We start from the raw sequence: 13,362 nt of genomic DNA, 5'->3' as shown, positions 1-13,362 counted from the left end.
CCTCGGCGGACGTCAGCGCGGGAGTTGAGGGATCGATGGCGGCGACACCGGACATGAGGGCGTCGGACGGCGACAGGGACAAGGTGGCGGCGGCGCTCCGCGAGCACGCCGCCCAGGGCCGTCTCACGATGGAGGAGTTCCAGGAGCGCCTGGAGCTCGTCTATCAGGGCAGGACCTACGGCGATCTCCAGAGGCTGACCGCCGACCTCCCCGACATCGACCTGAACGCGCGCCCGGCCGCGCCGCCCGCCGAGCGGGAGCGGCCCGGCAACGCCCAGAAGGGCCTTCGGGCGGCGTGGGCGAGCTGGGCCATGGCCGTGGCGGTCACCACGGTCATCTGGGCCCTGAGCGACTTCGGCGGGTACTTCTGGCCCATGTGGGTGGCGGGCCCGTGGGGGGCGATCCTTCTGGTCAGCACCCTTTTCGGCGGCAAGAACCACGGGTCCAAGAGCTAGGGCCGCTTCTGCGGCCCGGGCCGGTGCGACCAGGGCCGAGAGGGACCCGAAGCAGGGGAAATGAGCGGGCACTCCGTATGGAGCGCCCGCTGTTCTCGTTTCACGGGATTCGACGCAGGCTTTACCGCTCACGGCAGTTTCCCGGTTTGGCGGGGGGTAAGTGATCTTTAGCGGACAACGGGGGTTACCGGCGAGAAGACGTACGCCGTCACCGTCCGTCCGCGCGTGGAGGACATGTGATCGCCGCCGCCGACGGCCCAGGCGTGTCCACTCGTGAGCACGCGCCCACCCAGGCCGGGTATCGGCGGTACCGGCGGCCGGGTGGGCGCGTCCACGTGCGAAGACCCGCACGTCGGCCATCCCGTCGGCGGGGCTGTCTGAGGTAGAGTGGTGGTCGGTTGTGTCCGGACAGAAGCCAGGCGTTTCGCAATTCCTCGCCGGTTGTCGTACACTCCTTTGTCGGCTCACTATGACCATTGCGCGTCCGGCGGCCTTCGCCGCCGCTCTCTGACGCGCTCGCGGTCGCGGCTGCGTAGTGTGCCGAAACCTCAGACGACCGATCAGTGAAACGCGAGGGACATGGCCAAGAAGGACGGCGCCATCGAGATCGAGGGCACTGTGGTCGAGTCGCTGCCCAACGCGATGTTCCGGGTGCAGCTCGACAACGGCCATAAGGTCCTGGCCCACATCAGCGGACGAATGCGGATGCACTACATCCGGATTCTCCCCGACGACCGGGTCGTCGTGGAACTGAGCCCCTACGACCTCAGTCGTGGGCGGATCGTCTACCGATACAAGTAAGCCCTTCCCGGGTGGCGTGGAAGAGGCCGGCCGCTCGCGCGCAGGCGCGGCGGGCGACTCTGCGGCGTCGGCGGGCGGGCCGTCTGAGGAAACGACAAGGACTATGAAGGTCAAGCCGAGCGTCAAGAAGATCTGCGACAAGTGCAAGGTGATCCGCCGGCACGGTCGCGTCATGGTGATCTGCGACAACCTGCGCCACAAGCAGCGCCAGGGCTGATCGCGCCCGGGCGACGCCTCAGGGGCGTGGCCGGGTAGGAACAAGTGAACACCTCGCAGTAGCGCATCACACCCGCGCAGGCGGCGCACGCCGAACCACGCGGGAGACCCCCGGTCGGAGGCCGGGGCCCTCACCCCGGGCATGGGGAGGGGTAGTGAGGCGCAAGACCTCCGCCACATCGAAGGAGAATGCCCGACCATGGCTCGCCTGGTTGGCGTCGACCTCCCCCGCGACAAGCGGCTGGAGATCGCTCTCACCTACATCTACGGAATCGGCCGCAGCCGCGCTCAGGAAGTGCTGCAGGCCACGGGCATCAGCGGGGACCTTCGCGTCCACCAGCTGAGCGACACCGAGCTGGTGCCGCTGCGTGACTACATCGAGGCCACCTTCAAGATCGAGGGTGACCTGCGCCGCGAGGTCCAGGCCGACATCCGACGCAAGATCGAGATCGGGTGCTACCAGGGCATCCGTCACCGCCGCGGCCTTCCCGTGCACGGTCAGCGCACGCAGACCAACGCGCGCACCCGCAAGGGCAAGAAGAAGACCGTGGCCGGCAAGAAGAAGCCCGGCAAGAAGTAGTCCTCGCCGGTGGCGCGCGACAGGGCCCGGCGGCCCGCCTCGCGCCCCCGCACACGCAGCAGGACCGACCACCTCAGGAGATAGCGCTACATGCCGCCGAAGAGCCGCCAAGGCGCACCGAAGAAGGTGCGCCGCAAGGAGAAGAAGAACGTCGCTCACGGGCACGCCCACATCAAGAGCACGTTCAACAACACGATCGTCTCGATCACCGACCCCAGCGGGAACGTGATCTCCTGGGCGAGCGCCGGCCACGTCGGGTTCAAGGGCTCCCGCAAGTCCACCCCGTTCGCCGCGCAGATGGCCGCCGAGAACGCCGCCCGCCGCGCCATGGAGCACGGCATGCGCAAGGTCGACGTCTTCGTGAAGGGCCCCGGGTCCGGTCGTGAGACCGCCATCCGGTCCCTCCAGGCCACCGGCCTGGAGGTGGGTTCCATCCAGGATGTGACCCCGGTTCCCCACAACGGTTGCCGTCCGCCCAAGCGCCGCCGCGTCTGAGGCCCAGGAGAGACAGAGAAATGGCTCGTTACACCGGAGCGGACTGCAAGCTCTGCCGCCGTGAGAAGACCAAGCTCTTCCTCAAGGGCGCCAAGTGTGAGTCCCCCAAGTGCCCCATCGAGATCCGTCCTTACCCGCCGGGTGAGCACGGCCGCGGCCGTCCCAAGGAGTCGGAGTACCAGCTCCAGCTCCGGGAGAAGCAGAAGACCCGCCGCATCTACGGCATCCTCGAGAAGCAGTTCCGCAACTACTACGAGGAAGCCAACCGCAAGTCCGGCAAGACCGGTGAGAACCTCCTCCAGATCCTGGAGAGCCGCCTGGACAACGTCGTGTTCCGGGCCGGCCTCGCCGTCTCGCGCGACGCCGCGCGCCAGCAGGTGCGCCACGGCCACATCCTGGTGAACGGCAAGAAGGTCGACATCCCGTCCTACCGGGTCCGGGAGCACGACATCATCGAGGTGCGCGAGAAGTCCCGCAACCTCATGCCGTACGAGGTGGCCCGCGCCACCGTCGGCGACAGGACCGTCCCGGCCTGGCTCGGCATCGTGCCGGACAAGCTGCGCGTCCTGGTGCACCAGCTCCCGGTCCGCCAGCAGATCGACACGCAGGTCCAGGAGCAGCTGATCGTCGAGCTCTACTCCAAGTAAGAGTTCGAGACCCATCCACCGGGCGAGCGTCAGGCGAGCCCGGTGGGGGGGAGAATAACCATCGCGGTGGTCAAATAGCGGGCCCCGCGGAACCCAGGGGAGAACCCAATGCTGATCGCACAGCGTCCCTCCCTCCTCGAAGAGTCGATCGAGGAGACCAGGTCGCGGTTCGTCATCGAGCCGCTGGAGCCGGGCTTCGGCTACACCATCGGCAACTCGCTGCGCCGCACGCTGCTGTCCTCCATCCCGGGGGCGGCGGTCACGAGCATCCGCATCGAGGGCGTGCTGCACGAGTTCTCGACCGTGCCCGGGGTCAAGGAAGACGTCACCGACATCATCCTCAACCTCAAGGCGCTGGTCGTCTCCTCCGAGCACGACGAGCCGGTCGTGATGTACCTGCGCAAGCAGGGCCCCGGCGAGGTCACCGCCGCGGACATCGCGCCGCCCGCCGGTGTCGAGGTCCACAACCCCGACCTGCACATCGCCACGCTGAACGGCAAGGCCAAGCTGGAGATGGAGCTGACCGTCGAGCGCGGCCGCGGCTACGTCTCCGCCGCCCAGAACAAGCAGCCCGGCCAGGAGATCGGCCGCGTTCCCGTCGACTCGATCTACTCGCCGGTGCTCAAGGTCACCTACAAGGTCGAGGCCACCCGAGTCGAGCAGCGCACCGACTTCGACCGCCTCATCCTCGACGTCGAGACCAAGCCGTCGATGAAGCCCCGCGACGCCGTGGCCTCCGCCGGCAAGACCCTGGTCGAGCTGTTCGGCCTGGCGCGCGAGCTCAACGTCGAGGCCGAGGGCATCGACATCGGCCCGTCGCCGACGGACGCGGCGCTCGCCGCCGACCTGGCGCTGCCGATCGAGGAGCTGAACCTCACCGTTCGCTCCTACAACTGCCTCAAGCGCGAGGGCATCCACACCGTGGGCGAGCTGGTCGCGCGCAGCGAGCAGGACCTGCTGGACATCCGCAACTTCGGCGCCAAGTCCATCGAAGAGGTCAAGCAGAAGCTGCACGAGATGTCGCTGGCCCTGAAGGACTCGCCGCCCGGGTTCGACCCGACCGCGGTCGCCGGTGGCGACTACGACGACGAGGACTCCCGGTACGTCGAGACCGAGCAGTACTGATCCACCGGTCGCGGCCCTCCGCTCACGGAGGGCCGCGATCACCGCATTTCACCTGACGGGAGCCTCGTCGCCGAAACGACCGAGGCTCCCGGCCCGACTCCGGTACCTGACACGGCCGGTGCGGGTTATCTCAAAGGAGACACCATGCCCAAGCCCGCGAAGGGTGCACGCCTCGGCGGCAGCCCCGCCCACGAGCGGCTGATCCTGGCGAACCTCGCCACCCAGCTGTTCCAGCACGGCCGCATCCGCACCACCGAGGCCAAGGCCAAGCGCCTCAGGCCGGTGGCCGAGCGTCTCATCACCAAGGCCAAGAAGGGCGACATCCACAACCGTCGCCAGGTTCTGACCGTGGTCAAGGACAAGGGCGTCGTCCACCACCTCTTCACCGAGATCGCGCCGACCTTCGCCGCGCGTCCCGGTGGCTACACCCGCATCACCAAGCTCGGCCCCCGCAAGGGCGACAACGCCCCGATGGCGCTGATCGAGCTGGTGAGCGAGCCGCTGAACGCCGCCACGGTGACCCGTACGGCTCCGGCCGCCGCGCCGGCGCCCGCCGAAGAGGTCGTCGAGCTTCCCGCGGAGGACGTGCGCGCCGAGGACGCCCCGGCCGACGCGGCCCCGGCGGACTCCGCTCCCGCCGACGCCGCCTCCGACGAGGACGCGCCCGCGGACGAGAAGACCGAGTCCAAGAAGGACGAGGCCTGATCGGGCAGTCGTGAGGCCGGGGCCTCTTCCCGGCCGTTGGTCGATCGTGCACGGGCCCAGCGCACCTCACCGGTGTGCTGGGCCCGTGGCGTTCCGCCGTACCCCACGCGAGAGGAGCCCGCGATGACGAACCCGCCCCACCTTCCCGCCACCCCGGGAACCGCCCCCGCGACACCCGTAGCCGCCGCGGAGGTCTTCTCCGGCGCCGGGCCCGGCGCGCCCGCGTCCCCGGCCGTCGAGCCGCCGGTCTCCGCCGGTGACGGCCGGGAGCTGGGGAGCCGCGCCCCCGAGAGCGCGACGACGGCCGAGGGCGGCGACGAGGCGCTCGTACGGCTCCGGATGGATCTCGCCTACGACGGCACGGACTTCTTCGGGTGGGCGCGGCAGCCGGGCCTGCGCACCGTGCAGGGCGAGTTGGAGAAGGCGCTCGGCCGCGTCCTGCGCCTGGACCCGCCTCCGTCGCTGACCGTCGCCGGCCGTACGGACGCGGGCGTCCACGCGCGCGGGCAGGTCGTCCACGTCGACGTGCCCGCCGCCTCCCTGAGCGCGGTCGAGGGACGCCGCGCCACGACCCCGTCGAGCACCGCTCAGCGGCTCTCTGCGCTGACGCGGCGGCTGGCGGGCCTACTGCCCCTGGACGTGCGGGTGCAGGCCGTCACGGAGGCTCCTGAGGGCTTCGACGCACGTTTCTCCGCCCTGTCCCGCCGGTACGCCTACCGGGTGGGCGACGCGCCCGGGGGCGTGGACCCGCTGCGCAGGAACGAGATCCTCTGGTACCCCCGGCCGCTGGACGTCGGCCGGATGAACGCGGCGGCGGCCCGGCTCGTCGGCGAGCACGACTTCGCGGCCTTCTGCAAGCGGCGCGAGGGGGCCACCACGATCCGGGAGCTCCAGCGCCTGGAATGGGCCCGCGAGCCCGGCGGGCTCCTCGTGGCCACGGTCGTGGCCGACGCCTTCTGCCACTCCATGGTCCGCGCGCTCGTCGGGGCGCTGCTCGCCGTCGGCGAGGGCAACCGGCCCGTCGAATGGCCGGGCACCGTGCTCGTCAACGCCGTCCGCGACTCCGGCGTCAGCGTCGCCCCCGCCCACGGCCTGTGCCTCGAAGAGGTCCGCTACCCCGCGCCCGAGGACCTGAGCGACCGGGCCCGGCGGACCCGCCGCGTCCGCACCCTCGACCGCTGAACCCGTCCCCGTGGGACCGGTCAGCGGTCGAGGCGCGTCCCGGGCGCGCCCGGCCTTTTGTCAGCCGGTGAGGCGCTTCTGGATCACCTTGGCGGTCTGGTCGCGGAAGGCGCCGCTGATCGGGGCGAGGTCCTTCTCGGCGGCGGTGGGGGTGTGGCCGTCGGCGTAGGTCGCGAAGCTGAAGATGATGTAGCGTCCCCAGACCAGCCCGGACGCGTACCCGCCGGCGATGTCCGCCTTGTCCGCGCCGCTGCCCGCGTCGCCCGCCAGGCCGCGGAACCAGACCGTCTTCGCCAGGTCCTTCTTCTTGTCCACGGCGACGGCGGCCTGCTTGGTGGGGAACACCGCGATGCCGGTCGTGACGGCGTAACGCCGCTTGCCGTCCACGTACGTCGCCCGCAGCACCCGCGTGCACCCGGCCTTCTTCAGCGCCGTGGCGAACGTCCCGACCGCGGCCTTCTGCCACTGGGCGGTGAGATCGACCTTGGCGCGGACGTAGGCGCGGCCCTGGACCGTCACCTTCTGCTGGGAGAACGCCTCCTTCAGCGTCAGCTTCTTGGGGTCGGTCTTCTCGGAGTTGAGCACCGTGGTCACGACCGGGGACGGCTCGGGCGAGGCCAGGTCCGTGGGCTCGGGGATCACGACGTCGACGGACGGCAGCGGCTCGGGCAGGCTCACCGGAGCGCTGTCCCGGTTGAGCGCCTGGTAGCCGAACACGGCGGCCGTGCCCACCGCCGCGACCGCGACGGCCACGCCCGCGACCAGCACCACCCGCTTGCGCGAGTTCCCTTCGGGCGCGCCGGACGGCGGCTCCGGCGGGGGGACCGCGCCGGGCGGGACGAACGGCGGCCGTTCCGGCACGGCCCCCGAGGCCCCCGGCTGCCCGGCCTGCGCCCGGTTCACGTCGACGCCCGTCCCCGTCGCGAGCGCGGCCGAGCGGGCCGGGAGGAGCTCCTTGGCGGACGCGACGTCACCCGGGCCGGTGGACGGCGCGACGCCGGGGCCGTTCGGCCCCACGACGGGCGGGCCGTTCGGGCCAGGGACCGGCGTGACGGCGGGGCCGTTCGGGCCGGTGCCGGGCGTGGCGGCGGACGGGGGCGCGGAGCCGGTGCCCGGTGGGATGGCCGTCGGCGTCGTGGGGGAGCCGGCGGCGGGGAGGGGCGCTGAGGCCGGTGATGGTGCGGGCGCCGTGGGGATCGGCGACGCAAGGGGAAAGGCGTCGCCGGAGGGCGCGGACCTGGCGCCTGGGCGCTGGGGCTCCGAGCCCAGGGGCGGCACCAGGGACAGGTTTCGCGGCGCGGGCGGAAGCGGGGTGCCGGGGGCCGGCGGGGGCCGTAGCCGTGCCGTACCGGAATCGGTCCTTATCTCGCTGTTTGTGGGGGCTGGGCCCAAGACGTCCTTGGGCCTGTTACCAGGCGCGCCCGGAGCCTCGGTGGGCCCGGAGTGCGGCGTCCGGCTCAGGGCGTCACTGGTCACCGGCGCCGGCGGAAGCGGCGTACCAGGCGGCGGAGGCGCGGCCGGACCCGCCGTGAGTCCACCCACGCGCTCCGGACCTGACCCACCGCCCGCGCCGGAAGGAGCCGCCGAAGGGGGCGGTCCGGTGGGAGTCCCTGGGGGAGCGGCCGGGGGCGTGGGGGATGACGTCTGCGAAGCGCCGCTGTCCCGCCGGGCCGAACCCGGCCAGGGAGGGAGGGTCACCGGCGCGGGAGGCAAGGGCGTGCCCGGAACCCGCCCCGACGTCGTCGCGGGCTTCGGCGGCGGCCCCGCCTGCGAGCGCGGAAGCAGCGGAACGCCCTTCCGCTCCCCTCCCGAAGCCCCCTCCCCTTGCCGGTCGGCCGGGGACCGCACATCGGCCGGTGGCCGTGCTCCGTCCTGGGCGGCCGGGAACTGCGCACCCGCCGGTGGTTGCGCTGCGTCCTGGGGGGCCGGGAACTGTGCACCTGGCGGTGGCTGCGCTGCGTCCTGGACGGACGGCAACTGCGCACCTGCCGGTGGTTGCGCTGCGTTCTGGGTGGTCGGGGATTGTTCACGTGACGGTGGCTGCGTTCCGGGCTGGACGGCCGGGAGTTGATGGGAGGAGGGGGATTCCGGGGCCGTCGGGCGCGAGGAATCGGCCGCGGGCAGCGTCGCGGCCGCGGCCGGGCGCGGCGCCGGAATCGACGGAGTGGGGACCGGCGGAGGCGACGGCGCGGGCACGGTCGGCGTCGGGGCGGGGCCGGGAGACGGCGGGGGAACCGGCGAGGGTCTGGGACCAGGAGTCGCCGGACCGCCCGGCCCGGCAGGCTCGGGCTTCGACGGCGACGGGACCTCCGCATCGACCGGGGACGGCCGTCCTGACGGCTCCCCTGGAGAACGCTCACCACCCGCGACGGCACGGCCGGGCAACTCGCCACCGACGTCCTGTGAAGCTCGTTTGGCGGGGCTGGGCTCAAGGGGCCAGACGGGCACGTCCCCCGGCTCGCCGGGCCGTACCGGCCTCGCGTGCTCAGCCGGCGACTGCGCCCAACCCGCCGATGGTGCCGGTGTCACCGGGGGGATCGACGCCGGTGATTGGCTCGACATGGTCGGGGCTGAAGTATCAGGCACGGCTGGCATGGAGGTCGGGCTAAGAACGTTCGGCGTGGCCGAATTGACCGGACTGCCCGATATGGCGGGAGTCCCTGGAGTGCCGGGCATGGCGGGAACCCCTGGAGTGCCCGGCATGGCCGGAGCCCCGTGAGCGCCGGGCATGGCGGGAGCCCCCGGAACGGCGGGCGTGGCCGGAGTGCCAGTAGTGCCTGGGACGCCGGGCATGGCGGGAACGCCAGTGGTGATCCCGATGCCGGGCGCGGCCGGAATGGCGGGGGCGGCTGACGCCGGGGGGATTCCAGTGCCTTGCGTGGTGGGGGCGCCCTGCCCGGTCCCGGGGACGGGGGGATCGACGGGGGGGAAGGCGGGGAGCGTGCCGCCGGGGCGGGTTTGGTCCAGTAGCGATTCGCGGGAGGGGCTCAGCGGAAAGAGGTCGCCTGGCGGGCCGCCCGCCGTCCTGGGCATCGTCTGGTCAGGGTTCGGCATGGCCGGCGACGCCGGGGAAGGTCCGGCGGCGGCCTGGCCGGTGCCGGGCCAGGGTGGGGTGCTCGGGGTCCGGGAGGCGGGGGTGTCGTCCAGAGGATCGGACGGACCGAACCAGTCCTGCTCGCCGGGGAACCGCTCCGCGGCGGGCCACGGTTGCGCCTCACCCCGCCCCCACGCCCGCCGCGTGCCCCCTGCGGGCGCCTGACCTGGTGCCTGGCTCCGTGGCGCGGGGTTGCCCTGTCTGATGTCCCCGGCGGGTGCCTGGCCCGACGGCATGGGGTTGCCCCGTCTGGTGTCATCAGTGGGCATCTGGCCTGGTGCCTGGCTCGATGGCGCGGGGTTGCCCCGTCGGGTGTCTTCGGCGGGCGCCTGGCCTGGTGTCCGGCCCGAGGGGGCGGGGTTGCCTTGAGCGGTGTCCGCTGGAGGCGTCTGGGGGGATGCTTGGCCCCAGGATTGGGGGGCGTTCATCGGGGACGGGGGGCCCGGGGGCGGAGGTGCCGGGGTGGGCTCGGGGGGCTTGGAGTGCTTGCTCGGCATGCCTGGGCGCGTCTGTCCGTCCGTGGGAGGTGCCGGGAAGGGCGAGTGGTCAGGGGATGTGTCGTGGGACCTCGCCTGCGGGTGTGGTGAGGCGGGGTTCTTCGTGTCGTGTTCGGTCCGCGGCACGGGCTGATGCGCCTGTCCGAAGCTCGGGGGCGGCATCGCCGGAGCCCCCGAACTCTCGGTCTCTCGCTCGTGCTCGGATCCGGAATCCTGGCCACGCATACGCGGAAGCGTATCCACAGTCGGAGATCGGCATACCGGTATGGGCGTTTCCGGGTCTAGGTCACCACCCGATCTGTGCGGTTATGTGGGTTTTTGGGGTAATCAAGTATCAATTGGTTTTCGCTCCGGTAAGGGCGCGCGTGTCCAAAGCCGCGAACACCGTCGCCTCCGTGATGTCGAGAGCGGCCCGGTTGAGCTGCTTCATCTCGCTCTTGGAGGGCTTGTGCCCGTCCTTGTACTGGAACCACAGCATGACGAGGTAGTGCCCCTGCGGCCAGGCGGCGGCGAAGGACTCCCCGGGACCGCCGAGCAGCTTCGTCGCGGTGTCCTTGCCGGGGAGCGGCGTGACGTAGTCCGCCAGCTCGTCCCCCGTCCCGGTCTTCCCGGCCTTCTTCGCGGCGGCCGCCGTCTTCAGGTTCCCCACGCCGACCGTCCCGATGAGGTTGCCCCGCTTGTCGCGGAAGCTGGCGCGCAGGAACTGCGTGCAGCCCCCCGCCTTGAGGGCCTTCTGGATCCCCGTGCCGTGCACCGCGTCGCCGCACTTCTTGTCCGTCCGGCGCACCGTCATCAGATAGGACCGGCCGTGCGCGGTCACCGTCCTGCGGCCGAAGACCTCCTTCAGCGTCAGCGGCTGGGGGTCGGTCTTCCGTGAGGCCGCGAACCCGTACTTGTCGTCGTTGCCCGTGACCATAGGAGCCTGCGCGCTCGGGCGGGTGTTGGGGACGGCGGACGTCGTCGGCGGATCATCGAGGCTGTTCAGGAACATGACGGCCGCGACGACCGCGCCGATCAGACCCACCAGGCCGCCGCCGACGATCAGCGGCGCCCGGGAACGCCGGTCGTCGGGCTCGGGCTCCGACCTGCGCGTCTCCATGGGAGGAGGCGGCGGCTCGCCCTTGGACGGACGGTCGTCCTTCCGCAGGCGCGAGAAGGGGTCGGAGCTCTGCGGCGCGAACGCCTCGAACGGGCGCTCCTCGGCGCCGGGGGTCTCGGAGTCGCCGGCGGGTCTGCCCGGCGACGCCTCGAAGGGACGGTTCGGCGCCCGGCCGCCTCCGAACGACTCGGGCTGGGACTGCGCGGACTCGAAGGGACGGCTCGGGGCCCGGGGCGGCTCGAACGCGGAGGCCGGGGTCTGGGGTGACGCGGAGTCCGGGGCCTGGGGGGATTCGTACGGCCGGGAGTCCGGCTTGCCGAAGACGCGTTCGAAGGGCTGGTTGAACGGCGTGGGGCCGTCCGGCTCCGCGAAGACGCCGCCACGTTCCCGGGGCGAGCCGGAGGCGCGCCCGCCCCCGAAGCCGTTCGGGCTCCCGGACAGAGGATCGCCCGAAGACAAGGGGTTCGAAGACAGGGGATTCGGCGGCGGGGAATTCGAGGCCAGCGGGTTCGGTGTCAGGGGGTTCGAAGACAACGGGTTCGAGGGGAGAGAGCCGGTGCCGGGGTTGGGGGCGCTCTGGTCGTTCGGTCCGGTCTGTCCGTGGCCGGTGCCGCTCGCGGACGGGGTGTCGCCGAAGCGGAAGTCCTTGGAGAACAGCGGGTCCCCCTGGAAGCCGGAGCCACGCCCCGGGCCCGCCGCAGAAGCACCGAAGCTTCCCGTCCCCGAGCCTGCCGCCCCGCTCCCACCAGGCAGGCCGGTGACCCCCGGACCGCCGGCGTTCCCCTGAAGGCCGGACGGCCCGGCGTTGCTCTGAACACCAGGCGAGCCGAATGGCGCGGCGTTCCCCTGAACGCCGGACGAGCCGAGCGGCCCGGCGTTCGGCCCCGACGAGCCGAACGGCCCGCCGTTCGCTCCGGATGGGCCGAGTGGTCCGCCGTTAGCTCCGGACGGCCCGAGTGGTCCGCCGTTGGTTCCGGACGGCCCGAGTGGTCCGGCGTTTCCCTGATGGTCGGACGTGCCGAATGGGCCGGTGTTTCCGGGAAGGCCGGACGAGCCGAATGGGCCGGTGTTTCCCGGAGGGCCGGAGGTGCCGAAGGGGGTGCCTGCCGGGTTGGGGAACGGTTGAGGGCCTGTCTCCGTGGCTGGGCGGGGGGTGCCGTGCGGGTCGGGGTTCGTGGTGGAGCCTTCGCCGGGGTGGCGCCCGAAGAAGCCGCCCGTGCCACGGGTGTCCGGGGACTCGCCGGTGGCGGGGGCTCCGAAGGGGGAGGCGCCCAGGGGGGCGTCCGTGGGCGTACCCTGCGCGCGCCTGCGGCGCTCTTCCATGCGGGACATGGGGCGTCGCCCGGGCTCGCTCTCTTCGGGCGGGGGGAGGGTCGGCCACGGCACGGAGGGGCCGGTGCGCTCTTCGGGGCGTTCTTCCGAGCCGCGTGACCCCGAGGGCTCCTGCGGCTCGTACGGGCGGTAAGGCTGACGGCGTTGCGGCTGATCCCCGGGGTAACCCATGCGCCGAGAGTAGCCCGGCGCCGCGACATAACAGGTCAGGAATAGCCGAAGTCCTGGGTCCACCAGATGTCCCCGGAGCCGTAGGCGACGCCGATGCCCACCGTCTTGATCTGGCAGTTCAGGATGTTCCTGCGGTGGCCTCTGTCGGCCATCCAGCCGCGCACGGCCTCCTCGGCGCTCTGGTAGCCGCGGGCGATGTTCTCGGCGGCGCTGGCGCTGTATCCGGCGCGGGCCATGCGGTCCCACGGGCTGCCGCCGTCGGAGGAGGTGTGGCCGAAGTAGTTGCGCGCGGCCATGTCGCGGCTGTGGGCGCGGGCGGCGCGGGCGAGGCGGGGATCGACGCGCAGGGGCGCGCAGCCTTTGCGGGTCCGTTCCCGGTTGGTGAGCGCGACGGCCGCCGCCTCCAGGCGGGACGCGGGCAGGGCGCCCTCGGGCGGCCCGGTCTGCTCGCTGCCGCTGGCCGTGCCCACCTGGGCGTCGGAGGGGATGCGCGACCCGGTTCCGTCGATGGTGTCGCGGGGCTTGGCGGACCTGCTGGGCGTGGGGTGGGGACGCGGCGCGCCGGTGGAGGGGGCGCTCGGGCGGAGCACGCGGCCGAGCGGCGCCAGTTCGGTGGCGGCGACCTCGGGCGCGGCCAGCAGGCGGCCACGTTCGGGGGTGGGCGCGGGTGTGCCGGTCTGCAGGTAGACCTCGACGGCGGGGGGCTCGGGCGGGTCGAGGCGGGAGACGACGATGCCGGCGAGCAGGGCCGCCGTCAGGCATGCCAGCAGGCCCACGTGGGTCCGCCTCGGGGGGAACCTCTGGGCGTTTCTGGGGGTGGGGCGCTGACTCATGCCGCTGCCAAATATAGAGAGGTCAGCTCATGTTACAGAAGAGACGCCGGGGACGGGTTTTTGTCGCGGAAAGGGCGTCCGAATCTGATTCTGTACCGGGTTTCGGACAGGGAACTCCGCGATGCGTGCC

12 protein-coding genes are annotated in these 13,362 nt (G+C 72.2%); 9 read left to right on the top strand and 3 right to left on the bottom strand.

Annotated features, from left to right (window positions below; genetic code table 11):
* Positions 1-35 precede the first annotated feature (35 nt).
* The 9 genes from BJ982_RS38055 to truA all read left to right on the top strand — a co-directional run bounded on the left by BJ982_RS38055 (position 36) and on the right by truA (position 6,206).
* Positions 36-455: a DUF1707 SHOCT-like domain-containing protein gene (locus tag BJ982_RS38055; RefSeq protein ID WP_184888213.1), complete on the top strand. Its 420-nt coding sequence runs from the start codon at positions 36-38 to the stop codon at positions 453-455.
* Between the two features lie 579 nt (positions 456-1,034).
* Positions 1,035-1,256 carry a translation initiation factor IF-1 gene (gene infA, locus BJ982_RS38050; protein WP_012887858.1) on the top strand — a complete coding sequence of 74 codons (222 nt, stop codon included), beginning with the start codon at positions 1,035-1,037 and terminating at the stop codon, positions 1,254-1,256.
* A 103-nt stretch (positions 1,257-1,359) separates the two neighbouring features.
* Entirely contained in the window at positions 1,360-1,473 is a 114-nt protein-coding gene (gene rpmJ, locus BJ982_RS38045) for a 50S ribosomal protein L36 (RefSeq protein WP_003956441.1), read from the top strand.
* A 198-nt stretch (positions 1,474-1,671) separates the two neighbouring features.
* The gene (gene rpsM / locus BJ982_RS38040; protein WP_184608207.1) at positions 1,672-2,052 is read left to right on the top strand and encodes a 30S ribosomal protein S13; all 381 of its coding nucleotides are present in this window, start codon (positions 1,672-1,674) and stop codon (positions 2,050-2,052) included.
* Between the two features lie 90 nt (positions 2,053-2,142).
* Positions 2,143-2,547, top strand: coding sequence for a 30S ribosomal protein S11 (gene rpsK, locus BJ982_RS38035; RefSeq protein ID WP_012887860.1), 405 nt, complete (start codon positions 2,143-2,145; stop codon positions 2,545-2,547).
* Positions 2,548-2,567: 20 nt separating this feature from the next.
* Positions 2,568-3,194, top strand: coding sequence for a 30S ribosomal protein S4 (gene rpsD, locus BJ982_RS38030; protein ID WP_184888211.1), 627 nt, complete (start codon positions 2,568-2,570; stop codon positions 3,192-3,194).
* 108 nt (positions 3,195-3,302) lie between these two features.
* On the top strand, positions 3,303-4,319 hold the full coding sequence (locus BJ982_RS38025) for a DNA-directed RNA polymerase subunit alpha (protein WP_184608205.1): 1,017 nt from the start codon (positions 3,303-3,305) through the stop codon (positions 4,317-4,319).
* A 144-nt stretch (positions 4,320-4,463) separates the two neighbouring features.
* Entirely contained in the window at positions 4,464-5,024 is a 561-nt protein-coding gene (gene rplQ, locus BJ982_RS38020; RefSeq protein ID WP_184888209.1) for a 50S ribosomal protein L17, read from the top strand.
* A gap of 339 nt (positions 5,025-5,363) precedes the next feature.
* Complete coding sequence (truA, locus tag BJ982_RS38015) at positions 5,364-6,206, top strand: tRNA pseudouridine(38-40) synthase TruA (protein WP_184889959.1); 843 nt, start codon at positions 5,364-5,366, stop codon at positions 6,204-6,206.
* A 60-nt stretch (positions 6,207-6,266) separates the two neighbouring features.
* Here truA and BJ982_RS38010 read toward each other — a convergent pair whose 3' ends face one another.
* The 3 genes from BJ982_RS38010 to BJ982_RS38000 all read right to left on the bottom strand — a co-directional run bounded on the left by BJ982_RS38010 (position 6,267) and on the right by BJ982_RS38000 (position 13,175).
* Entirely contained in the window at positions 6,267-7,484 is a 1,218-nt protein-coding gene (locus BJ982_RS38010; protein ID WP_184888207.1) for a hypothetical protein, read from the bottom strand.
* Positions 7,485-10,131: 2,647 nt separating this feature from the next.
* Complete coding sequence (locus BJ982_RS38005) at positions 10,132-11,355, bottom strand: hypothetical protein (protein ID WP_184888205.1); 1,224 nt, start codon at positions 11,353-11,355, stop codon at positions 10,132-10,134.
* Positions 11,356-12,434: 1,079 nt separating this feature from the next.
* Entirely contained in the window at positions 12,435-13,175 is a 741-nt protein-coding gene (locus tag BJ982_RS38000) for a CAP domain-containing protein (protein WP_184888203.1), read from the bottom strand.
* Positions 13,176-13,362: the final 187 nt, after the last annotated feature.

It is taken from the genome of Sphaerisporangium siamense (genome assembly GCF_014205275.1).
GTDB lineage: Bacteria > Actinomycetota > Actinomycetes > Streptosporangiales > Streptosporangiaceae > Sphaerisporangium > Sphaerisporangium siamense.
This window is presented reverse-complemented; position numbering and strand designations above follow the sequence as displayed.

Coding starts and splice junctions, on each gene's coding strand:
- truA (WP_184889959.1), top strand. CDS start 5,364: ATGGATCTCGCCTACGACGGCACGGACTTCTTCGGGTGGGCGCGGCAG.
- rpsK (WP_012887860.1), top strand. CDS start 2,143: ATGCCGCCGAAGAGCCGCCAAGGCGCACCGAAGAAGGTGCGCCGCAAG.
- BJ982_RS38025 (WP_184608205.1), top strand. CDS start 3,303: ATGCTGATCGCACAGCGTCCCTCCCTCCTCGAAGAGTCGATCGAGGAG.
- rpsM (WP_184608207.1), top strand. CDS start 1,672: ATGGCTCGCCTGGTTGGCGTCGACCTCCCCCGCGACAAGCGGCTGGAG.
- rplQ (WP_184888209.1), top strand. CDS start 4,464: ATGCCCAAGCCCGCGAAGGGTGCACGCCTCGGCGGCAGCCCCGCCCAC.
- rpmJ (WP_003956441.1), top strand. CDS start 1,360: ATGAAGGTCAAGCCGAGCGTCAAGAAGATCTGCGACAAGTGCAAGGTG.
- BJ982_RS38055 (WP_184888213.1), top strand. CDS start 36: ATGGCGGCGACACCGGACATGAGGGCGTCGGACGGCGACAGGGACAAG.
- infA (WP_012887858.1), top strand. CDS start 1,035: ATGGCCAAGAAGGACGGCGCCATCGAGATCGAGGGCACTGTGGTCGAG.
- rpsD (WP_184888211.1), top strand. CDS start 2,568: ATGGCTCGTTACACCGGAGCGGACTGCAAGCTCTGCCGCCGTGAGAAG.